Annotated in this window: 14 protein-coding genes; 13 read left to right on the top strand and 1 reads right to left on the bottom strand. The window is 66.9% G+C overall.

Annotation, left to right across the window (positions count from 1 at the left end; translation table 11 throughout):
• Positions 1–14: 14 nt before the first annotated feature.
• The 8 genes from VNF71_10025 (at position 15) to lepB (ending at position 7,572) form a co-directional block, all read left to right on the top strand.
• Complete coding sequence (locus VNF71_10025; protein HVA74886.1) at positions 15–212, top strand: ubiquitin-like protein Pup; 198 nt, start codon at positions 15–17, stop codon at positions 210–212.
• 44 nt (positions 213–256) lie between these two features.
• Entirely contained in the window at positions 257–1,039 is a 783-nt protein-coding gene (prcB, locus tag VNF71_10020) for a proteasome subunit beta (protein ID HVA74885.1), read from the top strand.
• Positions 1,036–1,716 (top strand): proteasome subunit alpha, encoded by a 681-nt coding sequence (prcA, locus tag VNF71_10015; protein HVA74884.1) that lies wholly within the window; start codon positions 1,036–1,038, stop codon positions 1,714–1,716. Before prcB ends, prcA begins: the two co-directional genes overlap by 4 nt.
• 20 nt (positions 1,717–1,736) lie before the next feature.
• On the top strand, positions 1,737–3,704 hold the full coding sequence (gene acs, locus VNF71_10010; GenBank protein HVA74883.1) for an acetate--CoA ligase: 1,968 nt from the start codon (positions 1,737–1,739) through the stop codon (positions 3,702–3,704).
• A gap of 61 nt (positions 3,705–3,765) precedes the next feature.
• Positions 3,766–5,124: a Pup--protein ligase gene (gene pafA, locus VNF71_10005; protein ID HVA74882.1), complete on the top strand. Its 1,359-nt coding sequence runs from the start codon at positions 3,766–3,768 to the stop codon at positions 5,122–5,124.
• Between the two features lie 3 nt (positions 5,125–5,127).
• Positions 5,128–6,084 carry a WYL domain-containing protein gene (locus VNF71_10000; GenBank protein ID HVA74881.1) on the top strand — a complete coding sequence of 319 codons (957 nt, stop codon included), beginning with the start codon at positions 5,128–5,130 and terminating at the stop codon, positions 6,082–6,084.
• Entirely contained in the window at positions 6,077–7,018 is a 942-nt protein-coding gene (locus VNF71_09995; GenBank protein ID HVA74880.1) for a WYL domain-containing protein, read from the top strand. The genes VNF71_10000 and VNF71_09995 overlap by 8 nt, the downstream gene beginning before the upstream one ends.
• Positions 7,019–7,044: 26 nt before the next feature.
• Positions 7,045–7,572, top strand: coding sequence for a signal peptidase I (gene lepB, locus VNF71_09990; protein HVA74879.1), 528 nt, complete (start codon positions 7,045–7,047; stop codon positions 7,570–7,572).
• A gap of 9 nt (positions 7,573–7,581) precedes the next feature.
• Here lepB and VNF71_09985 read toward each other — a convergent pair whose 3' ends face one another.
• On the bottom strand, positions 7,582–8,271 hold the full coding sequence (locus VNF71_09985; GenBank protein ID HVA74878.1) for a glycerophosphodiester phosphodiesterase: 690 nt from the start codon (positions 8,269–8,271) through the stop codon (positions 7,582–7,584).
• A gap of 66 nt (positions 8,272–8,337) precedes the next feature.
• Here VNF71_09985 and VNF71_09980 point away from each other — a divergent pair, with 66 nt between their 5' ends.
• From VNF71_09980 to VNF71_09960, 5 genes are all read left to right on the top strand, one after another.
• Positions 8,338–8,685, top strand: a complete 348-nt coding sequence (locus tag VNF71_09980; GenBank protein ID HVA74877.1) for a hypothetical protein — start codon at positions 8,338–8,340, stop codon at positions 8,683–8,685.
• A gap of 187 nt (positions 8,686–8,872) precedes the next feature.
• Positions 8,873–9,262 (top strand): twin-arginine translocase TatA/TatE family subunit, encoded by a 390-nt coding sequence (locus VNF71_09975; protein HVA74876.1) that lies wholly within the window; start codon positions 8,873–8,875, stop codon positions 9,260–9,262.
• A gap of 29 nt (positions 9,263–9,291) precedes the next feature.
• A complete protein-coding gene (tatC, locus tag VNF71_09970; protein ID HVA74875.1) occupies positions 9,292–10,068 on the top strand; it encodes a twin-arginine translocase subunit TatC in 777 nt (258 codons plus the stop codon).
• 3 nt (positions 10,069–10,071) lie between these two features.
• A complete protein-coding gene (locus tag VNF71_09965; protein HVA74874.1) occupies positions 10,072–12,735 on the top strand; it encodes a DEAD/DEAH box helicase in 2,664 nt (887 codons plus the stop codon).
• A gap of 44 nt (positions 12,736–12,779) precedes the next feature.
• A complete protein-coding gene (locus VNF71_09960; GenBank protein ID HVA74873.1) occupies positions 12,780–14,492 on the top strand; it encodes an FAD-dependent thymidylate synthase in 1,713 nt (570 codons plus the stop codon).
• The last annotated feature ends 38 nt before the right edge of the window (positions 14,493–14,530 follow it).

Raw genomic sequence — 14,530 nt, 5'->3', positions numbered from 1 at the left:
AGGAAGCAGATTCCATGGCAGAAAGAGAGCAGATCAAAAAGCAAGCTCCGGCTCGCAGCGAGGACGCCGCGGTCGAAGAGGTCCCCACCACCAACAAAAAGGGTGAAGAGCTGAAAGCAGAGCTCGACGACCTCCTCGACGAGATCGACGAGGTCCTGGAGGAGAACGCCGAGGAGTTCGTGCGCAGCTACGTCCAAAAGGGCGGCGAGTAGGACCGGGCGCGGCGGGTAGGGTTCGAGACCCTATGAGCCTCCCCATGTTCAGCCCGACGGACGCCCCGGGCCCGAGCTTCACGGACCTGTTGCGGCGCGTGGGCCTCGACCCCTTCGCCACGGTGGATTCGTCGGGCGGCCCCGCGACGTTCGAGTTGCGCCATGGCACGACAATCGTCGCCATCCGCTACGCGGACGGGGTGGTCATGGCAGGCGACAGGCGTGCGACCGCTGGATCGTCGATCGCCCACAGGACCATGGAGAAGGTGCACGCGGCGGACCGGCACAGCGGTGTGGCGATCGCAGGCGCGGCCGGTCCCGCGATGGAGATGGTGAAGCTCTTCCAGCTGCAGCTGGAGCACTACGAGAAGGTGGAGGGTGCCCAGATCAGCCTCGAGGGCAAGGCCAACCAGCTGTCACAGATGGTGCGCTCCAACCTGGCGATGGCGATGCAGGGATTCGTCGTGGTGCCCCTGTTCGCGGGCTTCGACACGAGGCGCGGTGTCGGGCGCATCTACACATACGATCCGACCGGCGGGCGCTACGAGGAGACCGACTTCCATGCCGACGGCTCAGGCGGAAGGGACGCCCGCACCACGGTGAAGCTGGGCTGGCGAGCCAATCTTTCCCGGGAAGAGGCAATCGAGCTGGCGGTTTCGGCTTTGTGGCAAGCGGCGGACGAGGACTCTGCTACCGGCGGCCCGGATGCGGTTCGCGGCATCTATCCCACTGTCGCGACGATCACCGCCGAAGGCTTTGCGAGGGTGGACGAGCAGGAGGTCGCGGATCGCTTCGCGGCTGTCATCGTGAGGGTGACGCCCAAATGAGCATGCCGTTCTACGTCGCGCCCGAGCAGTTCATGAAGGACAAGGCCGACTTCGCGCGAAAGAACATCGCGCGAGGACGGCCGCTCGTGGCGACCGTCTACGCCGATGGGATCCTGATCTGCGCCGAGAACCAGTCGAAGTCCCTGCACAAGGTCAGCGAGATATACGACCGGATCGCGTTCGCCGGGGTCGGTCGCTACAACGAGTTCGACTCCCTGCGCCGCGCCGGCGTGCAGCACGCGGACGTGAAGGGCTACCAGTTCAGCCGCGAGGACGTCGAAGCGCGGTCGCTGGCCAACCTCTACGCGCAGTACATGGGGAACGTGTTCACCCACGAGGTGAAGCCTCTCGAGGTCGAGATCCTCGTGGCCGAGGTGGGAAGCGACGATGGCTCCGACCAGATGTTCCACATTCTCTACGACGGTTCCATAGTCGACGAGGACCGTTTTTCGGTTCTCGGCGGTGAGGCCGAAGCCATCGCGACCCGCCTGAAGGACTCCTTCGAGGAAGGCTGGACCCTTGATGCGGCGCTCCGTGCGGCGGCCAAGGCTCTGTCCGGACCGGACCGCGCGCCTGTGGCGGCCGATCTCGAAGTGGCGGTGCTGTCACGTGCCAACGGGAGGCGTGCGTTCCGGCGCCTCGACGACGAACGGGTCTCTGAAGCCCTGGCAGGTTAGGACGAGCTGTAGGAGGACAGATGACCGAAGCGGCCAGGCAGGACCTCTCCGCTCTGCTGCACGAGCATCGCCGTTTTGAGCCACCGGCGGATTTCGCCGCCCATGCCAACGCCAAGCACGATCTCTATGACCGGGCGAGCGCGGACCCGGTCGGCTTCTGGGAGGAACAGGCCCGCCAGCTCCAGTGGGACGCCCCGTGGACGAAACCGCTCGAATGGAACCTGCCGTTCGCAAAATGGTTCGTCGACGGCAGGCTGAACGTCGCCGTCAACTGCGTCGATCGCCACGTCGCTTCGGGCCTGGGGGACCGCGTCGCTTTCTACTGGGAGGGCGAGCCGGGCGATACCCGCACGATCACCTACAGGGATCTCCAGGACGAGGTTTGCCGCGCAGCGAACGCCCTCACCGAGCTCGGCGTGAAGGCCGGCACCACGGTGGCCATCTACATGCCGATGATCCCCGAGACGGTGGCCGCAATGCTTGCTTGCGCGCGGCTGGGTGCCCCGCACACCGTCGTCTTCGGTGGCTTCTCCGCCGACGCGCTCAGGGGACGGATTCTCGACTGTGACGCAAGGATGGTCATCACGGCAGACGGCGGCTACCGCCGTGGAGCCCCGAGCGCCCTCAAGCCGGCTGTCGACGAAGCGCTGCAGGCATGCCCGGGAGTCGAACGGGTCCTCGTGGTCCGCCGGACCGGTCAGGACATCCCATGGCACGAGGGCCGCGACCTCTGGTGGCACGAGGTCGTCGCGACGCAGTCGAGCGAGCACTCGCCCGAGTCGTTCGACTCGGAGCACCCGCTGTACATCATGTACACCAGCGGAACGACGGCCCAGCCGAAGGGGATCCTCCACACGTCGGGCGGCTATCTGACGCACGTCGCTGCTACCCACCGCCTGATCTTCGATCTCAAGCCGGAGACCGACGTCTTTTGGACCGCGGCCGACATCGGGTGGGTCACCGGTCACAGCTACATCGTCTACGGGCCCCTCGCCAACGCGACCACGTCGGTCATGTACGAGGGGACGCCTGACACTCCCCGCCGCGACCGCTGGTGGGAGATCGTCGAGCGATACAGGGTGAACACCTTGTACACCGCCCCCACGACGATCCGGACCTTCATGAAGTGGGGCGAGGATCTGCCTGCGGCGCACGACCTTTCGAGCCTGAGGCTCCTCGGATCGGTTGGAGAGCCGATCAACCCGGAGGCCTGGATGTGGTACCGGACCAACATCGGAGGCGGGCGATGCCCGATCGTGGACACCTGGTGGCAAACCGAGACCGGGGGCATTCTCATCACTCCGCTGCCCGGTGTCACGGCGACCAAGCCGGGAGCGGCGATGACGCCCTTCCCGGGCATCAGTGCCGACGTCGTCCACGAGGACGGCACCCCTGTCGGCAAGGGTGAGGGCGGTTACCTCGTGATCAAGCAGCCCTGGCCCGGAATGCTGCGCGGCATTTGGGGGGACGACGAGCGCTACAAGGCCACCTACTGGTCCCGCTTCCAAGGGATGTACTTCGCCGGCGACGGCGCAAAGCGCGACGACGACGGCGACATCTGGCTGTTGGGGCGGGTTGACGACGTCATGAACGTATCCGGTCACCGGATATCGACCACCGAGGTCGAGCACGCCCTGGTGGGCCACCCTTCGGTCGCCGAGGCGGCGGTCGTGGGGGCCAACGACCCCACGACGGGACAGGCGATCGTCGCCTTCGTTACGGTCAAAGGTGGCGGTGACGATGGGGGAGAGGCGCTCGTCGCCGAACTGAGGGACCACGTCGCAAAGGAGATCGGGCCCATAGCCAAGCCACGGCAGATCTTCCTCACCCCTGAGCTGCCGAAGACGCGCAGCGGCAAGATAATGCGCCGCCTGCTTCGCGACGTGGCCGAGAACCGGGAGCTGGGTGACGTCACCACGCTCCTGGACCCGACGGTGGTGAACGCAATACGGGGCCGGATGACCTCCGCGGCGGAGGAGAAGGAATAGAACGCGGCGCGCGGGTATTGGCCTCGGAAGGCGGGTCCCGCGGCTAGCGTGCGCCGCAGGTATGGATCGCAGGATTTTCGGGCTCGAGAACGAGTACGGCGTCACCTGCACCTTGCGCGGCCAGCGCCGGCTCAGCCCCGACGAGGTCGCGCGCTACCTGTTTCGCCGCGTCGTCAGCTGGGGGCGCTCCTCGAACGTCTTCCTCGAGAACGGCGCCCGCCTCTACCTCGACGTCGGGAGCCATCCCGAGTACGCCACCCCGGAGTGCGACTCCATCTCCGACCTCGTCATCCATGACAAGGCAGGAGAGCGCATCCTCGAGAACCTCGTCGCCTCCGCGGAGGCGAGGCTGCGGGAGGAAGGCATCCGAGGTGTGGTCTTCCTCTTCAAGAACAACACCGATTCGGCAGGCAACTCGTACGGCTGCCACGAGAATTACCTGACCAGCCGGCGCGACGACTTCGGGCACTACGCCGAGGTGCTCATCCCGTTCCTGGTATCGCGCCAGATCTACGCCGGAGCGGGCAAGGTGCTCCAGACCGCGCGCGGCGCCATGTACTGCATCAGCCAGCGCGCAGAGCACATCTGGGAAGGTGTCTCGTCAGCGACGACACGGAGCCGCCCGATCATCAATACCCGCGACGAACCTCACGCCGACGCCGAGCGGTTCAGGCGCCTCCACGTGATCGTCGGGGACTCCAACATGAGCGAGTACGCCACGTTCCTGAAGGTCGGGGCCACCAGCATCCTGCTGCGGATGCTCGAAGACCCCGCAGTGGTGCTGCGCGACATGACCCTCGAAAACCCGATCCGTGCGATACGCGAGATCAGCCACGACACCACCCTGCGCCGCCGGGTGAGGCTCGCCAACGGGCGGGAGGCAACCGCTTTGGATATCCAGACGGAGTACTTCAACCGGGCCAGGCGCTACCAGGAGACGAAGGGGCTCTCACCGCTGGAGGACCAGGCGCTGGAAATGTGGGAGCACTGTCTCGAGGGGCTGGAGAAAGACCCGTGGTCGCTCGATCGCGAGTGTGACTGGGTGATCAAGCATCGCCTGATAGAGCACTACCGCGAGCGTGAAGGCGTTGCACTCACCCACCCGAAAGTGGCGTTGATGGACCTGCAGTACCACGACGTCAGCCGCGATCGCGGCCTGTTCTACAAGATGCAGAGGCGGGGCATGGTCGACCGTATCTGCACCGACGCGGAGATCGACCTGGCGATGGATCAGCCGCCCCAGACGACCAGGGCACGGCTGCGAGGGGAGTTCATACGCCGAGCCAAGGAACGCCGCCGAGACTTCACCGTCGACTGGGTGCACCTGAAGCTCAACGACCAGGCGCAGCGAACGGTCCTCTGCAAGGACCCCTTCAAGTCCCGCGACGAGCGGGTCGAGAAGCTGATCGCTTCGCTCTGAGCCGTGGACCGACTCGAGCGGCTCGTCAATCTCGTCGCCGCGCTGATCGACACCGATCGCCCGCTTACCCGGGCGGACATCCGGGAGCGAATCGACGGTTACTCGGAGGACCCCGAGGCCTTCCGCAGGAACTTCGAGCGTGACAAGGAACTGCTCCGCAATCTCGGCCTGCCGTTGTCCACCGAGCCCGTGGGGTCGAGCGGTACCGAGGAGACCGGCTACCGGATCCCTCGTGAGCGCTACGAACTGCCCGACCCGGGGCTCGACGACAGCGAACTTGCGGCGCTGCGCCTCGCCGCGTCAGCGGTCCACCTCGAAGGCCCCTGGGGCGACGACGCCATCACCAGGGCACTGCGCAAGCTGGGTGGTGCCGTTGGAGGACCCGACGCTCCGGGGGCCCCCGGGCGGCTGGCAGCGATACCCGGCGCCGATTCGGCTGCCGCTGCGTTCGCCGCCGTGGGCGAGCGGAGGGCTGTCCGGTTCGTGTACCGGGGTGAAGAGCGCCGGGTGGACCCGTGGAGCCTCTCGTTCCGCAGGGGTCATTGGTACCTCGCCGGCTTCGACCACTCGCGAAACGACGAGCGGCTCTTCCGCCTCGACCGGGTGGAGGGAGAACTGCTCCCCGATGGACCACGAGGAGCTTTCGAGCGGCCGGAAGGGGCCGCGGCCGCGCCCCCGCCTGCGTGGCGGCTGGGAGAGGACGAGGAGGTCGTCGCCGAACTCCTCGCAGACGCCGACCAGGCACGATTCGTCCGGGACGCCCTGGCCGGCGATGCAGCCGAGAGCGAGAACCCCGACGGCAGCGTGCTGTTCCGGCTCCCGGTGAGGAACGTGGCGGCATTCCGGTCTCTCGCCCTGGACTTCCTCGACCACGTCGAGGTGGTCGGCCCGCAACGCCTTCGCTCCGAGTTCCAGTCCTGGTTGGAGGCGATCGCCGCCGCCGGAGCCGTGCGTGGTTAGGGCGCCTGCCGACGTCCGCCTCGCGCGGCTGCTCGACATCGTGCCCTGGATCGCGTCACGCGACGGTCCGGCGCTCGCCGAAGTCTCCGAGCGGTTCGGGATCTCCGAGGACGAACTCGTCGCAGAGCTCAACCTGCTGTTCATGTGCGGCCTGCATCCGTTCACGCCCGACGTCCTCATCGACGTCGACATCGCCGACGGCAGGGTCTGGATCCGCATGGCCGACTATTTCCGCCGGCCACTGCGCCTGAGCCCACAGGAAGGGCTGGCCCTCGAATCGGCGGCCAGGGCGTTCCTCAACCTCCGCGGCACCGAGCCCGACGGGGCGCTCGCATCGGCACTTGCCAAGCTCGAGACGGTGCTCGGCGTTGCGCCCGACGAGGCGCTCGAGGTCGAACTGGGGTACGCCGCGCCGGACCTGCTCGAGTCCTTGCGGCATGCCGCCACGCACAGCCACAAGATGCTCCTCGACTACTACTCGTTCGGGCGCGACGGGCGCAGCGAGCGGGTTGTCCGTCCGTGGAACGTCTTCAGCTCCTCCGGACACTGGTACATGCGGGGCTGGTGCGAGAGGGTCGGCGACGAACGGCTCTTCCGGGTCGACAGGATCATCGCCGCCCGCGAGCTCGAAGAGAGGTTCGAGCCGCCGACGGGCACGGGCGACCCAGACAGCCGCATCTTCGATCCGCAGCCAGGCGATCCTGTGGTGGTACTCGACCTCGACCCGCCGGCTCGGTGGATCGCCGAGCAGTATCCCAACGACGAGGTATCCGAACTACCGGGCGGTGTGATCCGGGTGAAGCTGCGCGCCGGCCGGAGCGCGTGGTTGGAGAGGGTTCTCCTGAAGGCCGGTCCCGACGCCCGGGTCGTCGAAGGTCCCGCGGACCTGGCGCCGGCAGCGGCCGAGCGGATCCTGGCCCGATACCGCGGCTGAACGGCGCTTCTGTATCGTTGCCCGCCGTGCCCAGATCCCGCCGCGTGGTGATCGAGTGGATCGCCGTCCTTGCGGTGGCGGTTTTAGCGGCCGTGCTCATACGAGCATTCGTCTTCGAGCCGTTCTTCATCCCTTCCGGGTCGATGGAGCCCACGCTGAAGGTCGGCGACCGGGTGCTCGTCAACAAGCTCTCCTACGACCTTCACTCGATCCATCGTGGTGACGTAGTGGTCTTCACGAGGCCCCCCAAAGACTACAGCCCGGGGATCAAGGACCTCATCAAGCGGGTCATAGGCCTCCCCGGCGAGAGCATCTCCGGCAAGGACGGAGCCGTTTACATCAACGGTCACAGGCTCAAGGAGCCTTGGCTGCCGAAAGGCGTCACCACGGCGCCCTTTCCGGCAGTGGTGGTCCCGCACGGCGACTACTTCGTGATGGGGGACAACCGGGGCGACTCTGCGGACTCGCGGGTGATCGGCCCGATATCCGGCAAGCTCATAGTCGGCCGCGCATTCATCAAGGTGTGGCCGATCTCGCGAATAGGCGGGCTCTGACCCGGTAGCTCAGCCTTCGGTCGCTATCGCATGGACGAGCCGGTCGACATGGTCGGAGTAGATGCCGTCGAGTCCCAGTGAGACCAGACGGCGTATGTGTCGGTCGTCCTGGGCGTCCCAACCGAATGCGAGCAGGCCGGCATCGTGGGCTTCGGCGACGCGTTGCGAGTTCCATTCGCTGCCGTGGAGGTTGAGCGCGCCGACACCGATGGCGCGGAGTTCTTCCAGGCGGACGGCGAAGCCCTCCGGCATGTCGTCGAGGTGAGTCGAGTTCACGAGCCGGGCGCCTCCTGCCAAAGGCGCCCATGACCGCAGTCGCGCGATTACGGGCTCGCAGATCCACAGGCGCTCGGCCGCATCGAAGGCCTTGGCGACCCGAAGGGTCTCACCGAGGGAAGCCGGGTCCTTGATGTCGAGCGACAGCTCGAAGTCGGTTCCACACGACCCGTAGAGCTGCTCGAGCGTGGGGATGTGGGACGGGAGCGCCCGCCGCTCCTGAGCCGACAGCGGCCGCCGGCGCCAGGGCGGCCCGGTGACCCCGTCGTGGTCGAGCACCGCCTGGCCGTCGGCCGTGATCCACACGTCGCTCTCGAGTCCCGTCGCGCCGAGCACGAGGGCGTGCTGGAAGGCGTCGATGGTGTTCTCCCGCCTGACCGCCCTGGCTCCCCGGTGGGCGAAGGCGATCGGGCGCCGACTCACCGCTCAAGGTTGCCCCAGCGGCGCCGATATAGGCAATGGAGCGAAATCCGCTCAAAGGAGGCTCTCGTGGCGATCGTCAGGGCCACATGCGCTGCTTGCGGTGACGTCGAACTGGACATTGCGGACGTACAGATCCAGGTCTGCGCCTCGAATGCCGCCGCCACTTACTCCTTCCAGTGCCCCGATTGCCGGCTCATAACCACCAAAGAAGCTGGTGAGAGGGTATTCGGAGCGTTGAGCGCCGCCGGCTGCGAGATCGTCATGTGGTCCTTGCCGGCCGAGCTGCACGAGCAGAAGGTGGGACCCCCGATCACTCACGACGACTTACTGGCATTCCACCTCGCCTTGGAGGATGATCGGTGGATGGAGAAGCTCGTAGCGGGGAGCGACAGTGTGACCGGATCGGGTCGTTGAGCGACTTGTGGCTGATCCCGCTCGGAGTGGGCGGGGCCGGCGCCGTGGCTCTGATGGTTTGCGTCCACAGGTTGAACAAATCCGTCTCGGAGCTCCATAGCGCCATGCGCCCCCTGCGCGTGCGGACTCGTGGGGACGTGCGGGGTGGCCGCGCCCTCTAGGCGGCAAGCGCAACTACACTCGCGGCGTGCTGAACTTCAGCCCTGAGAAGCTCTTTCTCGTGGGCGTTATCGCCTTGATCGTCCTCGGACCTCACCGTCTCCCGCAGGCCGCGCGAACCCTCGGCCGCTTCGTGGCGCAGGTACGCAGGATGTCCTCGAGCTTCCAGGAGGAGGTCCGCGAGGCGCTGGCCGACCCGACGGACGCGGTCAAGTCAGCTGCAGGGGAGTTTCGCATCCCGGATGTCCGTCGCTCCATGCGGGAAGCGGTGACCTCCACGTTCACGGCCCCCGTGACGGCGGTTCCACCGTCCAGTACGAACACCGCGGGCGAACCCGATGCGCCCTCGCTCGGCGTTGGTGACGCGGCCACTGGTGCTCTTGTGCCCCCGGCCCCGGATGACCCGTCGCTCAACTAGCGGCGGCCCGAGTTTCGCCTGTCGTGGCCATGACCGACGATCGGGAAGGGGCAGCCGAAGCCGCCGCTGACGACGAACTGGGAAAAATGACCCTGTTCGAGCATCTGGCGGAGATGCGCCATCGCCTGATCATCGCCATCGTCGCGATCACCGTCGGGACCATCGTCGCATGGTTCTTCTACGACGAAGCCATCCGCTTCATGCTGCACCCCTATCACGCCTTCCTCGCCCACCACAAGGCCAAGGACGTGTCCAGCGGCAACCTCGTCACCAGCGGTCCTCTCGAAGGGTTCACCACCCGGCTCAAGGTGAGCGTCTACGGCGGCATCGCGCTCGCGTCGCCGGTGGTGTTCTGGCAGCTCTGGCGCTTCATCACCCCTGGGCTGTACAAGAACGAGAAGCGCTACATAGTGCCTTTCGTCAGCGCCGCCGTCATCCTCTTCGCCGGAGGGGTGGCCACCGCGATCGAGGTGTTCCCGAAGGCTCTCACGTGGCTCATCGACGTAAGCGGCACGGGGGTCGTCCCCCTGTTCTCCCCTACGCGTTACTTCACGCTGTACGTCGCGATGTGCATGATCTTCGGGCTCGTGTTCATGTATCCCCTCGTCGTCGTCTTCTTGGAGTTGGTCGGTGTGGTCCCGAGCGCGACCTGGAGGCGGTGGCGGCGCCCTGCGATCGTCGTCATCTGCTTGGTGGCAGCGGTGATCACACCCAGCAGCGACCCGTTCTCGTTCATCGCGATGGCTGTCCCGATGCTCGTGTTCTACGAGGCGTCGATTGTCATCGGCCGCCTGCTCAAGAAGTAGCGCGTGGCGAACGCGACCCGCGCCCGATTCGAATCGGAGCTCGGGTTCGAGCTCGACGGCTTCCAGAGGCAGGCCCTCGATGCGCTCGACTCCGGGGGAAGCGTGGTGGTCGCCGCGCCGACAGGATCGGGGAAGACGGTGGTGGCGCAGTACGCCGTGTCGTTGGCCCTCGCCGGCGGCCACAAGGCTTTCTATACGACCCCACTCAAGGCGCTCTCCAACCAGAAATACGCGGAGCTCGTGCGCCGGCATGGCGCTTCTTCGGTCGGGTTGCTGACCGGGGACAACTCGATCAACGGCGACGCGCCGGTGGTCGTGATGACCACCGAGGTCCTTCGCAACATGATCTACGCGTCCGCGCCCGCGTTGGAGAACCTTCGCTACGTCGTTCTCGACGAAGTCCACTACCTCCAGAACGCATATCGAGGACCGGTGTGGGAGGAGGTGATCATCCACTCGCCCCCGCAGGTCGACCTCGTATGCCTTTCGGCAACGGTCTCGAACGCCGAGGAGCTCGCGGACTGGATCGGCACCGTTCGCGGCGAGACGACGGCGGTCATTGAGGACCGGCGACCGGTCGAGCTTCACGACCTCTACCTGCTTGGCGACAAGAGCTCCGACCGGCTGCTCCTCATGCCGACACTCGTTGAGGGCCGGCCCAACGCAGAGGCAGCCGCGCTCGACTCGAAAACCTTGCGTCATCCGGGGATGCGAGGGCGGCCCAGGGGCCGTCTTTTCACCCCTCGGAGAATCGAGGTGATCGAACTACTCGAGGAGCACGGCATGCTCCCCGCGATCTACTTCATCTTCTCCCGCGCAGCCTGCGACGACGCTGTCGCGCAATGCGTGCGGGAAGGATCGCGCCTCACCACAGTCGACGAGCGCCGCCAGATAAGGGCCATTGCCGAACAGCACGTCGAAGTGCTCAGCGACGACGATCTGCGCGTCCTCGACTACGCCGCCTGGATCAACGGGCTCGAGTCGGGCTACGCCGCGCACCACGCAGGCATGGTCCCGCCCTTCAAGGAAGCTGTAGAAGCCTGCTTTGCCGCCGGTCTCGTCAAGGCCGTGTTCGCGACCGAGACGCTCTCGCTCGGCATCAACATGCCAGCCCGGTCGGTCGTCATCGAGAAGCTCACCAAGTTCACCGGGGAGCGGCACGAGTTCCTCACCCCGGGGGAGTACACACAGCTGACCGGGCGCGCCGGCCGTCGCGGCATCGACGACATCGGTTATGCGGTTGTCCTGTGGTCGCCTTTCGTTCCGTTCGACCAAGTGGCCAGCCTGGCCGGCGCGCGCACCTACGCCCTATCCAGCAGCTTCAGGCCCACCTACAACATGGCTGCCAACCTGGTCCGCCGGTACGCGCCTGATGTGGCGCACCACCTCCTCAACCTCTCCTTTGCTCAGTACCGCACCGACAGCGACGTTGTCCGTCTCGAGACGCAGATCGACCGCACAGGCGCGGCGCTCGAGGAGGCCAGGGCCGCTGCAACCTGCGAGCGCGGGGACACGGGCGACTACCGGCGCCTTCTTCGTGCGAGCGAGCAGGCGGCGCACGAGCGACCCTCCAACGCCGCCGAGGTGCTGGCGGCTCTGGACAAGCTCAGGCCGGGCGATGTTCTCATCGTTCCGGGTGCGCGGACGCGCGGCCGTGTCGCGGTGCTGTCGACGGCCCGCCGGCGCGGCGGTGACGTGAGGATCAGAGGGATCAGCGCCGACGGGAGACTCGTGTCGCTCGGGCCGAAGGATTTCGCCAACCCGCCGGAGTCGGTAGCGCAGGTCGAGCTCCCCACGCCGTACACGCCGAACAACAGCAGCTTCCAACGCCGCGTGGCCTCCGCGCTCAACGCGGCGGTCTCAGCCGCCAATGCCAGCACCGACCGTGGTGATGGGGGCACGCCGGGCTATTCGCGCCGGGACCGCGACTGGCGGGGCGACGTGGCCATGGCAGCCGCGACAGGGGTGGCGCAGCATCCCGTCGCGTCGTGCCCTCAGGCAGCCGCGCACGTGCGTGCGCTGGATCGGGTCGACCGGCTCACACGTGACATCGAGCGTCTCCAGCGTCGTGTGAAGGGGAGGGTGGAATCCCTGGCCCGCCAGTTCGACCGGGTGCTCCGGGTGCTGGAGGCGTGGGGTTACGTCGACGGATGGTCGCTGACCGAAGCGGGGGAGCGGCTGGCCCGCATCTACCACGAGGAGGATCTCCTCATCTGCGAGAGCCTCGGCCAGGGACTGCTCGACGGTTTGGAGCCCGACGAGCTCGCAGGCGTCGTGTCCGTATTCACCTTCGAGGCCCGGGGCCAGGGCGAAACGGCACCCTGGTTCCCCAACCCGCGGGTGAGACGCCGGTGGTCGGAGATCGACCAACTTGGCGCCGAGCTCAACGCAGCCGAGGACGACGCCGGGCTGCCCCTCACCAGGCGCCCCGAACCAGGGTTCGTCGGGTTGGCCTCGGCCTGGGCAGCGGGGGAGGATCTGGCGGAGGTGATCGAGGACGAGGAGATGTCCGGCGGGGACTTCGTGCGCAACGTGAAGCAGCTCATCGACCTGCTCCGCCAGATCGGCGACGTCGCCCCCGACCGCTCGACCGCCCGTTCCGCCCGCACCGCCGCGGACCGGCTTCTGCGGGGCGTGGTGGCGGCTTCGTCGGTCGTCACGACCTGAGCGGTCGCGCGGCCGGGCCGGGGTCGGGACCCGAGCCGGGCCCGGTGACCACCATCCAACACGCGCCGGGCGCGCCACCCGTAGGCTGGGCCACCGCGATGGGGTACCTGGACACCGGCATATACGCCGTCGAGGCGTGGACGGACGACGAAGCGGAGATCCTCCGCCGGTACTTCACGAACCTCGACGGACCGGTATTCGCCCTGGTCAACCTGCCCGAGGTCGTCAAGGGCGCCCTCTTCGCCAGGTACTCCCGCTCAGCGAAAAGCCTCCGCCGGCTCTTTCTCGACGAGTTCGTCGGCGACCTCGACATCACCGGCGACCAGGGCGTCGACGCGACGGTCGGGCTAGCCAGGGCGGAACAGCTCTACGACCGGGTGTTCTTCGAGTACGGAGACGACTCGGTGGCGCAGCTCGGCGGGGTGCACCTGGCGTGCGAGCAGGCGTCGAACGTGCTCACGAAGGTGCTCGAGTGGGGCCGGCTCATGTCCTACATGGAGAAGTCGACCCGCTACGTAGCCTACGACAGCCGGCTCCCGAACGGCCGGTACCGCTACTACCGAGACCCCGGGATCCTCGAATCGCCCCTCGGCGCCAGGTACATCGGCGACATGGACCGCCTGTTCGACACCTACGCCGAGCTGCTACCCGTCATGCAGGGTTGGTTCGCCGATCGACACCCGAAGACGCCCGACGACTCGGACTTTGCGTGGAGACAATCAGTCCGGGCCAAGGCCTTCGACGCGCTGCGGGGGGTCCTACCTGCCGGCGCCACGTCCAACCTCGGGATCTACGCGAGTGGCCAGGCGTACGAGTCGCTTCTGATCCGCATGAGGGCGCATCCACTGCCCGAGGCCAGGTCGTACGCCGACCTCATACTGACGGAGCTGAGAAAGGTGATCCCGTCCTGGGTGAAGAGGGTCGACGTCGACGATCGCGGTGTCGCACACTCCGACTATCTCGAGTCGACATCGGCAGCGATGGCGGATGTGGTCTCGAGTCTCTTCGGTGAGGCGGGAACCAACGCGGACCCGGTGCTAGGCGGAGACCCCGAGGTTTCTCTCGTCGACTGGGATCCCGAAGCCGAGGTGAAGCTCGTCGCGGCGATGCTCTATCCCTACACGAGCCTTCCAGAGCACAAGGTGGAGGAGCGCGTCGCCTCCATGAGCAACGAGGATCGGGCGCGGGTGGTCCGCTCGTACGTGGGGGAGCGGGCCAATCGCCGCCACCGTCCGGGCAGGGCGTTGGAGCGAACCGGGTACCGCTTCGACGTGGTATCGGACTATGGCGCCTTCCGGGACCTGCAGAGGCACCGCCTGCTAACCGTGGAGTGGCAGGACCTGACCCCCGCCAACGGCTACACCATGCCGCAATCGGTCGTGGACGCAGGCGCGTCGGGGACGTTCGCGGGTGCGATGGAGCGATCGGCCGGGCTGCACGCAGCGCTCGCCGGTCGTTTCGGGGCCACTCAGGCGGCGTACGCGGTGGCCCTGGCTTTCCGGATCCGCTACGCGATGCAGTTCAATGCCCGCGAGGCGATGCACGTCCTCGAGTTGCGCACCACCCCCCAGGGACACCCGGAGTACCGGAAAGTGTGCCAGCAGATGCACCGGTTGATCGCGGAGAAAGCCGGGCACCGGGTGATCGCAGAGATGATGACCCATGTGGACCTCGCCGACTACGAGGACGAGGGCCTCGAGAGGCTGCAAGGGGAGCGCAGGGCAGCCCAGCGCCGCCAGGAGAGAGCCGGGATCTGACGCTCAAGTCGAGGCTGCGAGCGGCCGAGTTTGTTAAA

This window comes from Acidimicrobiales bacterium (genome assembly GCA_035533095.1).
Taxonomy (GTDB): domain Bacteria; phylum Actinomycetota; class Acidimicrobiia; order Acidimicrobiales; family Palsa-688; genus DATLUM01.
This window is presented reverse-complemented; position numbering and strand designations above follow the sequence as displayed.